Source organism: Streptomyces sp. NPDC051310 (assembly GCF_044455245.1).
Classification (GTDB): Bacteria; Actinomycetota; Actinomycetes; order Streptomycetales; family Streptomycetaceae; genus Streptomyces.
The window spans coordinates 102430-116776 of sequence record NZ_JBITEO010000002.1; the positions used below are offsets into that span (position 1 = coordinate 102430).

11 protein-coding genes are annotated in these 14347 nt (G+C 73.4%); 6 read left to right on the plus strand and 5 right to left on the minus strand.

What is annotated here, in order from left to right:
• Nucleotides 1-111 precede the first annotated feature (111 nt).
• On the plus strand, nucleotides 112-1743 hold the full coding sequence (gene aceB / locus ACIA79_RS03095) for a malate synthase A (protein ID WP_399426381.1): 1632 nt from the start codon (nucleotides 112-114) through the stop codon (nucleotides 1741-1743).
• Between the two features lie 58 nt (nucleotides 1744-1801).
• Here the strand turns inward: aceB and ACIA79_RS03100 are convergent, their stop codons facing one another.
• Both ACIA79_RS03100 and ACIA79_RS03105 read right to left on the minus strand, forming a co-directional pair.
• Nucleotides 1802-2770, minus strand: a complete 969-nt coding sequence (locus ACIA79_RS03100; RefSeq protein WP_399426382.1) for a fibronectin type III domain-containing protein — start codon at nucleotides 2768-2770, stop codon at nucleotides 1802-1804.
• A gap of 65 nt (nucleotides 2771-2835) precedes the next feature.
• Nucleotides 2836-3624 (minus strand): hypothetical protein, encoded by a 789-nt coding sequence (locus ACIA79_RS03105; protein ID WP_399426383.1) that lies wholly within the window; start codon nucleotides 3622-3624, stop codon nucleotides 2836-2838.
• A gap of 237 nt (nucleotides 3625-3861) precedes the next feature.
• On the opposite strand from ACIA79_RS03105, the gene ACIA79_RS03110 reads away from it, so the two are divergent.
• Together ACIA79_RS03110 and ACIA79_RS03115 are read left to right on the plus strand one after the other, a co-directional pair.
• Nucleotides 3862-5160, plus strand: coding sequence for a flavin-dependent oxidoreductase (locus ACIA79_RS03110; RefSeq protein ID WP_399426384.1), 1299 nt, complete (start codon nucleotides 3862-3864; stop codon nucleotides 5158-5160).
• The gene (locus ACIA79_RS03115) at nucleotides 5133-6104 is read left to right on the plus strand and encodes a hypothetical protein (RefSeq protein ID WP_399426385.1); all 972 of its coding nucleotides are present in this window, start codon (nucleotides 5133-5135) and stop codon (nucleotides 6102-6104) included. Before ACIA79_RS03110 ends, ACIA79_RS03115 begins: the two co-directional genes overlap by 28 nt.
• Before the next feature lie 115 nt (nucleotides 6105-6219).
• Here ACIA79_RS03115 and ACIA79_RS03120 read toward each other — a convergent pair whose 3' ends face one another.
• Nucleotides 6220-8445 (minus strand): hypothetical protein, encoded by a 2226-nt coding sequence (locus tag ACIA79_RS03120; protein WP_399426386.1) that lies wholly within the window; start codon nucleotides 8443-8445, stop codon nucleotides 6220-6222.
• Nucleotides 8446-8637: 192 nt separating this feature from the next.
• Here ACIA79_RS03120 and ACIA79_RS03125 point away from each other — a divergent pair, with 192 nt between their 5' ends.
• From ACIA79_RS03125 to ACIA79_RS03135, 3 genes are all read left to right on the plus strand, one after another.
• Nucleotides 8638-9282 (plus strand): hypothetical protein, encoded by a 645-nt coding sequence (locus tag ACIA79_RS03125; protein ID WP_399426387.1) that lies wholly within the window; start codon nucleotides 8638-8640, stop codon nucleotides 9280-9282.
• A gap of 480 nt (nucleotides 9283-9762) precedes the next feature.
• On the plus strand, nucleotides 9763-10341 hold the full coding sequence (locus ACIA79_RS03130; protein ID WP_399426388.1) for a TIGR03086 family metal-binding protein: 579 nt from the start codon (nucleotides 9763-9765) through the stop codon (nucleotides 10339-10341).
• A gap of 39 nt (nucleotides 10342-10380) precedes the next feature.
• Nucleotides 10381-10968 carry a 3'-5' exoribonuclease domain-containing protein gene (locus ACIA79_RS03135; RefSeq protein ID WP_399426389.1) on the plus strand — a complete coding sequence of 196 codons (588 nt, stop codon included), beginning with the start codon at nucleotides 10381-10383 and terminating at the stop codon, nucleotides 10966-10968.
• A gap of 138 nt (nucleotides 10969-11106) precedes the next feature.
• Here ACIA79_RS03135 and ACIA79_RS03140 read toward each other — a convergent pair whose 3' ends face one another.
• Together ACIA79_RS03140 and ACIA79_RS03145 are read right to left on the minus strand one after the other, a co-directional pair.
• A complete protein-coding gene (locus tag ACIA79_RS03140; RefSeq protein WP_399426390.1) occupies nucleotides 11107-12576 on the minus strand; it encodes a nucleobase:cation symporter-2 family protein in 1470 nt (489 codons plus the stop codon).
• A gap of 313 nt (nucleotides 12577-12889) precedes the next feature.
• A complete protein-coding gene (locus ACIA79_RS03145; protein ID WP_399426391.1) occupies nucleotides 12890-14278 on the minus strand; it encodes an 8-oxoguanine deaminase in 1389 nt (462 codons plus the stop codon).
• Nucleotides 14279-14347 lie beyond the last annotated feature (69 nt).

A 14347-nucleotide genomic window follows, 5' to 3' on the forward strand; every position in this document is an offset into this window, starting at 1 on the left:
GGCGCCTGTGACCGTATCCCGGCTCCCACGGCACTCAGTGCCGCGCGCGGATGCCCGGCGGCCACTGCACGGCACCGCGTCCAAGCCACCCGCTGAAGGAAGTGACAGCTCATGTCCGCACCAGCGCCGTCTCCGCTGGCCATCGTCGAAGCCGAGCCCCTGCCCCGGCAGGACGAGGTCCTGACCGACGCGGCCCTGGCCTTCGTGGCCGAGCTGCACCGGCGGTTCACGCCGCGGCGTGACGAGCTCCTCGCCCGGCGGGCGGAGCGCCGCGCCGAGATCGCCCGCACCAGCACCCTGGACTTCCTCCCGGAGACCGCACAGCTCCGTGAGGACGACAGCTGGAAGGTCGCGCCGGCCCCGGCCGCGCTGAACGACCGCCGGGTCGAGATCACCGGTCCGACCGACCGCAAGATGACCATCAACGCCCTGAACTCGGGCGCCAGGGTCTGGCTCGCCGACTTCGAGGACGCCTCCGCCCCCACCTGGGAGAACGTGGTCCTCGGCCAGCTCAACCTGATCGACGCGTACGAGCGCAGGATCGACTTCACCGACCCCCGCACGGGCAAGTCGTACGCCCTCAGGCCCGCCGAGGAGCTGGCGACGGTCGTCATGCGTCCCCGCGGCTGGCACCTGGAGGAGCGCCACCTGCGCTTCGACGGCCGCCCGGTGCCCGGCGCGCTGGTCGACTTCGGCCTGTACTTCTTCCACAACGCCCGGCGCCTCCTCGACCTGGGCAAGGGGCCGTACTTCTACCTGCCGAAGACGGAGTCGCACCTGGAGGCCCGCCTCTGGAACGACATCTTCGTCTTCGCGCAGGACTACGTCGGCATCCCGCAGGGCACTGTTCGCGCGACCGTCCTGATCGAGACGATCACGGCCGCGTACGAGATGGAGGAGATCCTCTACGAGCTGCGCGACCACGCTTCGGGCCTGAACGCCGGCCGCTGGGACTACCTCTTCTCCATCGTCAAGAACTTCCGCGACGGCGGAGCCAAGTTCGTCCTCCCGGACCGCAACGCGGTGACCATGACCGCGCCCTTCATGCGTGCGTACACCGAACTCCTCGTCCGCACCTGCCACAAGAGGGGTGCGCACGCGATCGGCGGCATGGCGGCCTTCATCCCGTCCCGCAAGGACCCCGAGGTCAACAGGGTCGCCTTCGAGAAGGTCAAGGCGGACAAGGACCGCGAGGCGAACGACGGCTTCGACGGCTCCTGGGTCGCCCACCCCGACCTGGTGCCCATCGCGATGGCCTCGTTCGACGCGGTGCTGGGCGACAGGCCGCACCAGAAGGACCGTCTGCGCGAGGACGTCTCGGTGGCGCCGGGCGACCTGATCGCCATCGACTCGCTCGACGCGAAGCCGACGTACGAGGGCCTGCGCAACGCCGTCCAGGTCGGCATCCGCTACATCGAGGCGTGGCTGCGCGGCCTCGGCGCCGTCGCCATCTTCAACCTGATGGAGGACGCGGCGACGGCCGAGATCTCCCGCTCGCAGATCTGGCAGTGGATCAACGCCGGTGTCGTCCTCGAGCGCGACGGCGCACCGGTGACGGCCACCCCCGGGCTCGCCCGTGAGGTCGCGGCCGAGGAACTCGCCGCGATCCGGGCGGAGATCGGCGAGGAGGCCTTCGCCTCCGGCCGGTGGGAGCAGGCCCACGACCTGCTGCTGAAGGTCGCGCTCGACGAGGACTACGCGGACTTCCTCACCCTCCCCGCGTACGAGCAGCTCGTCGGCTGACACCGGCACCCCGCACGACTCCGCCCCCCGGCGCACCGCGCCGGGGGGCGGAGCCCGTTCAGCGGACGACGACCGTGCGCTGCGCGGAGAAGTCGCCCCACGTGCCGTCCGGGAGCCTGGCGCGGAGCTTGACGCTGTAGCGGGTGCCGGGCGGATCCGTGACGGTGAAGGTGTACGTGGCCGTCCCGGCGGGCGGTGCGCCGCCCCAGACGATGGTCGTGGCGAACTTCCCGTCCAGGTACAGCTGGTGCTCCCGGACCGGTGCGGCGCCGCCGGTCTCCGGCGGGGTCCAGGTCAGCCGGATGCCGCCCTTCAGGGCGGTGGCCGCCAGGCCGGTCGGCGCGGTCACGGGCCCGGCGCCCGGCGCGGGCGCGGTGGTGAGGTCCACGGCGTTGCTGTCGGGCGAGGAGTTCTCCGCCGCGTCGCGCGCCCGGACCGTGAAGGTGTAGACCGTGCCGGGGCGCAAGCCGGTGAGGCGGGCGGTGTGCTCGGTGCCGGGAACACTGTGGATGCGGGAGTCCTCCTGGTGGACGTCGTACGCCGTGACCGCCCGGTCGTCCGTGGCGGCCTTCCAGCGCAGGGTGGCCGCGCGGCTGCCGTCGGCGGTCACGCGCAGGGCGGTGGGGCGGCCCGGGGCGGTGCGGTCGTCCGGCGTGGGCGCGGGGGTGGTCACGGGGGGCGCGGCGCCGGGCGCCGAGAGGTTCCCCGCGGCGTCGCGGGCGCGGACCGTGAAGCGGTACGCGGTCGAGGGCGTGAGCCGGTCGATGTCGGTCATGGTCCTGGCGGCGGGCAGGCTCCTGACCTTCCGGCCGCCCTCGAAGATGTCGTACCCGGTGACCTCCGCGTCGTCGGAGGAGGGCTGCCACATCACGTGCACGGAGGTGGCGCTGCCGGCCTGCGCCGTCACCCCGGTGGGCGCCGAGGGGGGCTCGGTGTCCTGGTCGGCGGCCGCCGTGCAGGCGCCCAGCAGGAGGGCGGCCGCACAGACGGCGACCGGGGCGGCGGCGAGGTGAGGGGGGCGTCGCACGGTCGTGCCTCCAGGTCCGTCCGGAGTATTGGTCCAGACCTATATGGCACAGGTGCGGCTGGGCATCAAGACCCCGGCAGCGCCGCCTTCTCGGCGTGTGCGGTTCCGAGGGGCGTGACCCGCGTGAAGATGGTCGAGGCGGAGTTGGCCCGCAGCGCGGCGTAGGCCCGTTCGACCTCCTCGGTACGTACGGGCCGGGCATCGGCGACCTCGGTCAGGTCGCCGGCGCACTGGAGCTCCCACCGCGGGAAGCGGCGGCGTACGCGAGCGGCCCGCGCGCTGGGCGCGAAGTACAGCATGGTGGTGTTCTCGTGGGGATTGTGCGCCGAACCCTCGTACACCATCTCCCCGACCGTCTCCAGCCGGTCGGCCAGGGCCGCGAGGGCGTCGGGCCGCGGCCGGTCCAGGAAGAGGCCGACGTGGTTCTCGAAGCCGTGGGCGCGCTCCTCGTCCGCGACGTCCGGGCGGTACCCCGGACTGTTGCGCGGAAAGAGGAATATTTCGACCTGGGGCGCCGGATTCCGCGTCGCCTGCAGACGCGTCACGAGTATTCGGGCGTCGGCCGGCAGACCGTGGCGCTCGACGAGCCGGCGCTTCACCAGAACACTCGGAATTGTTTCCGCCGCCTGCCAGCCATTTTCGCGGAAGTGCTCCATGGCCGATTCCTCGGAAGCGGGGAACAGCAGCGTCGCACAGTGCCCTATAATGCACTGGCTCTTGATTTCCCGTTTCAGCGCGCCGGGCATCCAGGGCGGGAGGAGGGTCTCCACGGAGCTCCTGGACGCATGGTGTGCGTAGTCAACAGCATGCTGGAGGCGCTGGATGTCGCACGCGTCGAATGCCACGTGATTCATGTCGCAGCCTTTCTGTTGCCGACTCTCAATTACAAGCACGTAACCCGTTAGGCGGCACTCGGGTGTGGTCCGTTCGGGTGAACGTCACCGAATCGACGACACTGCTCCGACGCCGGTCGCGGCCTGCGTTTGTGTCTTTTCGGATCCGGCTGCATTTTTGTCGAGGGACGTCTCGGAAGGCTGTTGAAAATGACGCCAAATATGACGCCATACAGCGGAAAAAATGCCCCTCGGATTTTGATCGCGGGAGCCGGCATCGGCGGACTGACGACCGCGCTCAGCCTCCATGCCGCGGGCCTGGACGACATCGTGGTCATGGAGTCCTGTCCACGGCTGCGGGCCGTCGGCGCGGGCATCAACCTCCAGCCCGCCGCCGTACGGGAGCTGACCGAGCTGGGCATGGGCGACGACCTCGCCGCACACGCCGTGGCCACCGCCCGGCTGGAGTACCACCACCGGTACGGCGGGCTGATCTGGTCGGAGCCGCGCGGCCGGGCCGCCGGCTACCGCTGGCCGCAGTACTCGGTGCACCGCGCCCGCCTCCAGGAGGTGCTGCTGCGGGAGGTCACGCGGCGCCTGGGCCCCGGCACGGTCCGCACGGGACGGCGCATCACCGGGTACGAGCAGGACCGGCCCGGGAGCGGGCCGCGGCGCGTGCGGGCGTACACGGCCGGCGATCCGGCCCCGTACACCTGCGACCTGCTCATCGGCGCGGACGGCATCAACTCGGCCGTACGGTCCGTGATGCACCCGGGCGAGGGGCCGCCGCTCTGGAACGGCATCTGCATGTGGCGGGGGGTGAGCCACGCGCCGCCGTTCCTGGACGGGCGCACGATGGTGATCATCGGCTGCAACTCCCGCGTGAAGGCCGTGGTCTACCCCGTCTCCCCGCCGGACGCGTCCGGCCGCTGCACGCTGAACTGGGTCGTGGAGACCCGTACCGGGACGGACGGCACCCCGGTCCCGCCCGCCGACTGGGACGCCGCGGTGGCCGCGGGCGCCGTCCTGCCGCACCTGGCGGGCTGGCGGGTGCCCTTCCTGGACCTGCACGGGACGGTCACGGCCGCGCCGCGCGTGCTGCGGTACCCGATGGTCGACCGCGATCCGCTGCCGAGCTGGGTCGACGGCCGCGTCGTCCTCCTCGGTGACGCCGCCCATCCGCTCTACCCGACCGGGTCCAACGGGGCGTCGCAGGCCATCGTCGACGCCCGCGTCCTTGCGTACCTGCTGGCCTGCCACGACGACCTGGACGAGGCGCTGTCGCGGTACGACGGGACGCGGCGGCCGGAGACGGCGGTGCTCCTGGACGCGCACCGGCGGCTGGAACCGGACCCGTTGCTCCATCAGGTGGAGTTGCTTGCCCCGGACGGCTTCTCCGACATTCGCGACGTCCTGCCCGATCACAAGCTGGCGGACATCAGGTCCTGCACGCGGAAGGTCACCGGCGTGGACGCGGCAGGGCTCAACGCACGCTCCTCCTGGAGCGTCCCGGCACGAACGGCTCCCGCATGCGCCTGGTCCACTCCCTCGGGCTGACGTCGGCCGCCCTGCTGCTGCTCACGCTTCTCCCGGCGACGGGGACGGCCACGCGCCCGGGCACCGGCCCCGGCGCCTCCCCGGGGACGTGGACGGAGGCGGGGACGGGTCCCGGCAGGGCGGCCGCCGCGAGGTCCGGCACGGGATCCGACACGGGCCCGGTGGCGCGCGGTCCCTCGTACGGTCCGGCGGCGCGGCTCGGGAACGGAAGAATCCGCGTCTTCACGGATCACGCGGACGGGCGGCCGCGCTCCCTGGGCGTCGTCCTCACCGCGTCCGCCCTCACCGGCCTGCCCACCGCGCCGACGGACGGCGAGCACTGCCTGGACGCGGACGGCGACGGACGCGTCCACCCGTCGCACGAGTGCGTCGGCGGCCACGGCCTGGAGCTGCCCCTGCCGGACGGAGCCCGCTCCGGGCTGCCCTTCCACTGGGTGCTGTTCAACTGGAACCCCGAGGGCCACCGACCCCACGGGCGGTACGACGTACCCCACTTCGACGTGCACTTCTACCTCGTGCCGCGCGAGACCCGCGACCGCATCCGCATCGGCCGCTGCGCCCTGCTCATCGACTGCGCCCAGCTGCCCGCGGCCGCCGCCCCTGTCCCCGCCGCGCACCTGCCGGCCGGCTACCCGGCCTCCAGCCCGGAGACCTCGGAGGGCGCCATGGGCGAACACCTCGACAGCCGCCCCCCGACCGCGGGCGCCCTCGCCGGGCACACCTTCATCTACGGCGCCTACGCGGGCGACATCGTCTTCATGGAGCCGATGCTCACCAAGACGTTCCTGGAGCACCACCGCACCACTCCCCCGCACCGCACCTGTGCCCCGGTCCCTCAGCCCCGCAGCTGGCGCACGCCGGGCTGGTACCCGACCCGTTACTGCATGGCCTACCGGCCGGACCACGACGACTACACGGTCACGCTGACGGACTTCCGGCGCTGACGGACCCCGGTCGCCCGGATGTCGGGCGCGCGCCTCGGGCGCGACGGGCCTCAGACTCGACGGGACCTCAGGCTCGACGGACCTCAGGCTCGACGGGCCTCGGACGCGACGGCCCTCAGGCGCCGGCGCGAGGCGAACCGCCGGTGGTCCTCACCGCACGGGCGGCCAGCTGGGCGATACGGCTGTCGGGGTGGCGGGCGCGCAGGTCACCGAGGATGCCGTGGGCCTCGGGGCCGGTGGCGGCGAGGGCTTCGAGGAGGGCGGCCGCGCCGCCGGGCCAGGTGGCGGCGGCACGGTCGAAGGCGTCGGTGAGGGAGGTGGGTGCCGGCTCGTCGTCGCGGTGGTCGGCCAGGGCGGCGACGAAGGCGCGCATGTCCTCGCTCCAGTGCGCGTGCAGCTCGTCGAGGATCAGGAACGCGCGGGCGCTCAGGGGCACCGCGTCCGGCGGGGCCTCCTCGCCGCGGTCGTCCAGGAGGCGCCGGGCGTGGGCGCCGACGACCGGGTCGGTGAGGGCGGCGCGGACCGGGGCGGTCGGGATCTCGGCGAGGGCGAGCCGCGAGAAGAGCGCGGCAGTGGGGTGCCCGGCCGCGGCGACGGCGGCGAGCAGCTCGCTCCAGGCCGCGTCGGTGCCGCCGCGGTGGGCGGTCCACGAGGTGAGCGCCGCGACCGCGACGGCAGGGGGCCAGATCTCCGCGGCCTCGATCAGCTGGTCGGCACTCCAGGCCAGAACCGCCGCCCGGTCGGGCGCGGCGACATGGGCGACGGTCAGGACGTGGCGGACGACCGCCTCGCCGAGCGGAGTGAGGCCGTAGGCGTCGCCGGCACGGAAGACGCATCCGGTGGCGGCCAGGCGGTCCACCACCGCGGCCAGGGCCTGGGCGTGGCCGTCCAGCGCCTCCCGGTCCGTTTCGCCGAGGCCCGGGAGGCCCAGGAGGGACGACAGCTCCTGCGGTGACGGGGTCGCGTAAGCGGCCCGCGCGGTGTCGGGGACGAGCACCGGGGCGTCCTCCAGGTCCGGGGAGAGCGTCCAGCCGGTGACGTCGGCCGCCTTGCGCGCGACGGAATCGGGGGTGCCGCCGCGTTCGTAGAGCGCGTACAGGACGTGAGCCGCGTCGAGTGCGTACTCGTCCTCGCTCTCCTCCTCGCTCTCGCTCTCGTCCTCGTCCCCGTTCTCTTCCCCTTCCGCGTCTGCGTCCGCGTCCGCGTCCGCGTCACGGTCCACCCGGCGGCGGTCCTCGTCGGGGGCCGCGTCGCGGGTGCTGTCGGCGGGAGCGGTGTCCGCCGCGACGCGCTCCACCGTGGCGGCGAGGATGTCGGCGGCCAGTTCGGTGAGCTGCTGCGGGGTGCCCTCCGTCCACACGGAGGTGGCGGAGCCGGGGAAGCCGCACCGCTCGGCGAGTTCGCGCAGCTCGCCGTCGGCGCCCGCGGCGAGGGCGGCGGGCAGCGGCGCGGCGTGCAGCAGGCCCCGGATGTCCTCGGGGGCGGGCAGCGCCGGTGGCGGGGGCAGCGGCACGGCCGAGTCGCCGTAGTAGTCCAGGTGCTCGTCGAGGAACCGGTCCGCGAGGGCGATGTGCGGCAGGGCCTCGGGCCCCGGCGCGAGGTCGGCGTGCGGGCCGTCGAACGCCTCGCCGAGACCATCGGCCGTCCAGCGGTCGGACAGCTCGGTGGCGAGCCGTTCCAGTTCGTCGGGGGCGGCCGTGAGGAGGGGCTGTCCGGGCAGCAGCGGACCGGCCGGCGAGGAGCGTTCGGCGTCGGCGGTGGAGGCGTTGAGGAGGGCTTCGGTGAGGAGGGCCCGAGCGGCGAAGGTGCGGGCGGCCACGTCGGCGCGCGTCACCGCCGCCGGGAGGGCGCGCCGTTCGCCGGGCGGCGTGGCCGCGTGGGCGGCCAGCCACGTGCGGACGGCCCCGGGGTCGCCCGGGTCGACGCCGTCCGCGTGGAGCAGCGAGGCGTACCAGCGCGGCCAGGTCAGATTGTGCGGGTCGCTCATGGCCCGCTCGAACTCCGGCAGGGCCTCTCGCACGGCGTCGAGCAGGCGCGCGTGGCGCTTGGCGTTCAGGCGGTTGGCCGCGCGGACCCGGTCGGCCAGGGCGCTGACCACGCGGGGCACCGCGGCGAGCCCGTCCGGGGTCGCCGGGAGCAGCACGGGCAGGTCCTCGTGGAGCACCTGCCGCACGAGCTGCGGCGTCGGCTCGGGCACGCCGGAGCGGCGGTCGGCGCCACGGATGGCCAGCAGCGTGAGGACGGCGTCGGCCGGGCGTAGAGGCAGGGTGACGCCCTGCTCCGTCTCCGCCCAGCTGAGGAAGTCGTCACGTCCGGTGTTCAGGGCAGTGGTACGGGTCACTCCGGGAGCGTATGGGGGCCCGGCGGGCCGGAGCCGCGTGCCACGAGTTCTTGGCACGAATGGGCGATGGAGGCGGTGCGAGCGAGGGTGCGGCGGGGCCTGCCCGGCCCGTACCGGCGATTGTCAGTGGCGTGCGCTTCACTGGGAACATCACTCTCCGTGACGATGGGTGGGGGAATCGTGTCGGACCGAATGACGTACGTGACGCATGACGGGCTGCGGCAGCGCGGCTGGACGGACGTGATGGTGCGGGAGCTGCTGGGCGAGCCGGACGTGCAGGGCCGCGACCCGCGCCGCTGGACGCCTGCGCCGGTGCGGCTGTACCTGCTGGCGCGGGTGGAGGCGGTCGAACGGACGCCGGAGTTCGCCGCGTACGCGGCCGCGGGCGGGCGCGGCGCGGCGGCCGCGCGGGCGGCCGCGGAGAAGCGGCACCGGGCGGTCCTCGCGGCGATCCTCGCCGAGCCGATCCGCGTGCCGATGCTCCCGCGGGCCGAGCTGGAGCTGCGGGCGGCGCGCCATCGGCGCCCGGGCGGCGGAGGCCCGCCACCCGGCGCACAGGCCGCCCCTTCGGAAGCCGCGCCCCGTGGGGCGTCAGGGGCGTCCGGCGCGGGACCTGTGCGGCGGGCGCCGGGGCCTGCCGGGGCGCTGGTGCGGTGGCAGGTGGACTACTTGCGCCAGGCGCTGGCGCGGTACGACGCACTGCTGGACGGGCTGTTCGCGGCGACCGGGCGGTCCGAGGCGGAGCGGCTGCTGCGGCGGCGCGTATACGAGGCGATCGCGCAGGCCTACCCGTGGCTGGCGGAGGAGTGCCGGCGGCGGATCGGACGCGCGGAGTGATGGTGGAGGGGGGGTGAGTGTCGGTGGAGGGGTGAGTGTCGGTGGAGGGAGCGACAGGGAAGGGGGTGACGGTGGGAGACGGTCTCGATCCGGGAGATGGCGGCGAGGAGTGGCGCCGAACGGGTCGGCAGCGGGCCGGTGGGCCGGCGCTCCAGCCGATGGGCGGGCGCTCGGGCCGGCGCGGCCGACGGGCCGATGGGCACGACGGGCCGGCGCTCGGGCCGACACGGCCGATGGGCCGGCGCGGCCGCCGGCTTACGGTCCACGGAGCCGCCACGAGTTCCGGTGTCGCGATGAGGTGCGGAGCCGCCGCCACGAGTTCCGGTGTCGCGATCGGTTCCGAGGACGCGACGAGTTCCGGTGCCGCAATCGGTTCCGGCGGCGCGACGAGTTCCGGTGCCGCGATCGGTTCCGGCGGCGCGATGAGTTCCGGTGCCCGCGCCGGTCTGCTCTCACATGGACCCACACACGGAGAAGACCATGCTCGATCTCGGACCCGCGACCCGGCGGGTGGCCGCGCTGCTGGACGGCGTCGGGGACGACCTCCTCGACGCGCCGACGCCCTGCCCCGACTACGCCGTACGGCACCTGCTGGGCCACCTCTCGGGGCTCGCGCTCGCCTTCCGGGACGCCGCGAGGAAGGACTTCGGGCCGACCACCGACACCGACCCGGGCACCGCGCTGCCGGACCTGGAGCAGGACTGGCGCACCGTTCTGCCCCGCCGGCTCGGCGACCTGGCCGCCGCCTGGCGGGCGCCCGGGGCCTGGGAGGGCACCACCCGGGCGGGCGGCGTGACGCTGCCGGGCGAGGTGGCGGGGCTGGTGGCGCTGAACGAAGTGCTGATCCACGGCTGGGACCTGGCCCGTGCGACCGGCCAGGAGTACGCGGCGGACGAGACCTCGCTCCGGGCGTCGTACGCCATGCTCGCGCCCACCGCCGGCAGCCCGCAGGACAGGGGCCCGTTCGGCCCACCGGTCCCGGTGCCGGACGAGGCACCGCTGCTGGACCGGGTGATCGGGCTGAGCGGACGGCGGCCCGACTGGCGGCCCGGAAACTGAGAGGCGCGGGCGCCGGGCGGTGTGCCATGCTCCCTGGCCATGGCCCGACCCCTTCGCCCCAGCCTGTACATCTCCGTCGACATCGAGGCCGACGGGCCGATCCCGGGGCCGTACTCGATGCTCAGCATCGGCGCCGCGGTGGCGGGGCGTCAGGACGCAGGCGGGTACACCGCGGCGGACCCGGAAGCGCACACCTTCTACCGCGAACTGCGGCCGATCAGCGACGCCTTCGTACCGGAGGCGCTGGCCGTCAGCGGTCTCGACCGGGGCCGGCTGGCGGTGGAGGGCGGTGAACCGGCCGCGGTGATGGGCGAGTTCGCGGCATGGGTGCGCGAGGTCGGCCGCGGCGCGCAACCGGTGATGTGCGGCTACCCCGCCTCGTACGACTGGACGTTCCTGTACTGGTACCTGATGCGGTTCACGGGCGCGAGCCCGTTCGGCCACTCGGGATGCATGGACATGAAGACGCTGTACGCGACGAAGGCTCGGCTGCCGCTGCGGGCCGTCGCCAAGGGCACGATGCCGCGCGAGCTGCTGTCGCGACGGCGGCACACGCACCACGCCCTGGACGACGCGATCGAGCAGGCGGAGCTGTTCAGCAACCTGATGGCGTGGCCGGGGGTGTGAGGCCGGGCGGAGCGCGGGCGCTCGCGGCCGGGCTCCGCGGCGCAGGGGCTGCCGCAGGGCCTGCCGTGGGGTGCGAGCGCGCCGGCGGCGCGGGCGGCACGAGGGGGCGTGCCGTACGCGCCGCCGGGCGGCGGGGTGTCAGTGCACCGGGGCCGTCGTCGGGGTGGCGCGGGTTCCGGAGATCTCCTCGCCCGGTTCCATCGGCGCGGTGACCTCGTCGTCGTCACGGTGCCGGCCCAGGTGGTTGAAGACCAGGTTCAGCAGGACGGCGGCGACGCAGCCGGTGGAGATGCCGGAGTCGAGGATGATCTTCGCGGTCTCCGGGAAGGCGTGGTAGAACTCCGGCGCCGTGATCGGGATGATGCCGACGGCCAGGGAGACGGCCACGATCAGGACGTTGTTGTCCTTCTCCAGGCCGGCCTTGACCAGTGTCTGGATGCCGCTCGCGGCGACCGAGCCGAACAGCACCACACCGGCACCGCCCAGCACCGGGCGGGGGACGACCGAGATGAGCGAGGCGGCGACCGGGGACAGGCCCATCAGCAGCAGGAAGCCGCCACCGGCCGCGACGACGAAGCGGCTGCGGATGCGGGTCATCGCCACCAGGCCGATGTTCTGGGCGAAGGCGCTGCACATGAAGCCGTTGAACAGGGGGCTGATCGCCGAGCCGAGCGTGTCGGCGCGCAGGCCGGCGGCGATGGTTTTCTCGTCGGCGGGCTTCTCGACGATCTCGCCCAGCGCCAGCATGTCGGCGGTCGACTCGGTCATCGACACGAGCATCACCACGCACATGGAGACGATCGCGGCGAGGGCGAACTGCGGGGCGCCGAAGTGGAAGGGGGTGGGGAAGCCGACGATGTCGGCCTCGGTGACGGGGCTGAAGTCGGTGACGCCGAAGGGTATGGCGATGAGCGTGCCCAGCACGAGGCCGATGAGCACGGCTATCTGCTTGACGAAGCCGTGGGTGAACCGGCGCAGTACCAGCACCAGGGCGAGGGTGATCGCCGCGAGGGTGAGGTAGGTGGTCGAACCGTAGTCGTCCGCCCGTGGGTCGGGGCCCTGGGCCCAGCCGAAGGCGACCGGGAGCAGGGAGACGCCTATCAGGGTGATCACGGTGCCGGTGACGACCGGCGGGAAGAAGCGGACGAGCTTGCTGAAGAAGGGCGCGGCGATGAAGCCGAGCAGTCCGGCGACGATGATCGCGCCGAAGATGACGGGCAGCGCGTCCGCCTTGTCGTCGGTGGTGTCGACGATCGCGAGCATCGGCGCCACACCGGCGAAGGTGACGCCGTTGACGAAGGGCAGCCGGGCGCCGATCTTCCATACGCCGAGCGTCTGCAGGAAGGTGGCGAGGCCGGCGGTGAAGAGGCTGGCGCCGGTGAGGAAGGTGAGTTCGGTGCCGGAGAGCCCGACGGCCGCTCCGACGATCAGGGGCGGGGCCACCACTCCCGCGTACATGGCGGCCACGTGCTGCAGGCCGCTGGTGAACATCTTCAGGGGCGGGAGCGTCTCGTCGACCGGATGCTTCCGGTCGCCGGCTCCCTCCGGGTCGGTGTCATCCGTGTCGGTGACAGCTGCTTCGTTGCGAAACCTGGGCTTTGCGGCCACGGGGGGTTCCTCCGGTCGGTTACACATCGCGGTGACGTGGATTTCAGGGAGGTGGTGCGGTGTTGCAGGTGGTGCGCCCGGAAGCGTGTCGTGTGGGGGATGCCGACACGGATCACCGTTCCGGGGGGTGCGGTACCTCATTGCGGTGCGCACCCCCCGGCCCGGCTGCCGTGAACCCCGCTCGGGTCCACGGCGACCGGCCGAGGGCCGTCCCCCTCGGCCGGACTTCGTGGATCGCCCCGCCCGGCCGCGGCGCGGCCGGCGGGCGATGCCCGCCCGGGGTCAGGCGCCCGGGCGGTGATGTGCCAGGGCGTCAGCCCTGTGCGGCGATGCGGGCGAGGCGCTGGGCCTCGTCCCGGGTGGAGCGCGCGATGGCGTCCTCGTCGACCGTCAGCAGTCGGCTGTTCTCGACGATCTGCCGGCCGTTGACGAACGACGCGGTGACCGGGGCCGCCGCGCCGAAGACGAGGGCCGTGACCGGGTCGGCGATGGAGGCGTGCGCGAGGGTGTCCAGCTTCCACAGCACGAGGTCGGCGAGCTTGCCGGCCTCCAGGGAGCCGATCTGCGAGGCCCGGCCGAGGACCTGGGCGCCGCCGTACGTACCGAGGCGCAGCGCCTGGCGGGCGTTGAGGGCGGCCTCGCGGTGCACGGTGTTGAGGCGGTTGATGAGCAGGGCGTTGCGCAGCTCGGTGTGGAGCTCGCCGGACTCGTTGGAGGCGGTGCCGTCGACGCCGAGGCCGACCGGGACGCCGGCCTTGAGCATGTCGGGTACGCGGGCGATGCCGGCGGCGAGGCGGGCGTTGGACGAGGGGCAGTGGGCCACACCGGTCCGCGTGCGGGCGAACGCCTCGATGTCGGAGTCGTTCATGTGGACGCAGTGCGCCATCCACACGTCCTCGCCGAGCCAGCCGGTGGACTCGAAGTACTCGGTGGGGCCCATGCCGAACAGTTCCTTGCAGAACTGCTCCTCCTCGACGGTCTCCGAGCCGTGGGTGTGCAGGCGCACCCCGAGCCGGCGGGCCAGCTCGGCGCCCTGCTTGAGCAGTTCGGTGGAGACGGAGAAGGGGGAGCACGGCGCGACCGCGACCTGGGTCATGGCGTCGAAGGAGGCGTCGTGGTGCTTCTTGACGGTCTCCTCGGTGGCGGCGAGGGCGCCTTCGAGGGTCTCGACGGCGAAGTCCGGCGGCAGGCCGCCGTCCTTCTCGCTGCGGTCCATGGAGCCCCGGGCGAGGGTGAAGCGGACGCCCATCTCGGACGCGGCCTTGATGATGGCACCGGACAGGTCGCCGGAGCCCCGCGGGTAGACGTAGTGGTGGTCCATGGCGGTGGTGACGCCGCCGCGGGCCATCATGGCGAGGGAGCCCTGGGCCGCCGTGTACCCCATCTGCTCGTCGATGCGCGCCCATGTCGGGTAGAGGGCGACGAGCCAGTTGAAGAGGTTGTGGTCGGTGGCGAGACCGCGGGTGATCCACTGGTAGAAGTGGTGGTGCGTGTTGATCAGACCCGGGGTGACGAGGTGGCCGGTGGCGTCGATGCGCCGCACCACGTTCTCCAGGCCCTCGGGGGCCTTGCCCGCCCCGATCGACTCGATCCTGTTGTCCGCGATGACGAGGTGACCCGAGGCGTACTCGGTGTCGTTGGCGTCGACGGTCGCGATCGCGCAGTTCTCGATCACGATGCGCTGGGCTGCCGAAGGTGCCATGGTGCTTCCTTCTCGTTCTGGTGGCTGGGGGTCCCCCTGGGCGGGGGCCCGGGGGGAGGGCACGGCAGG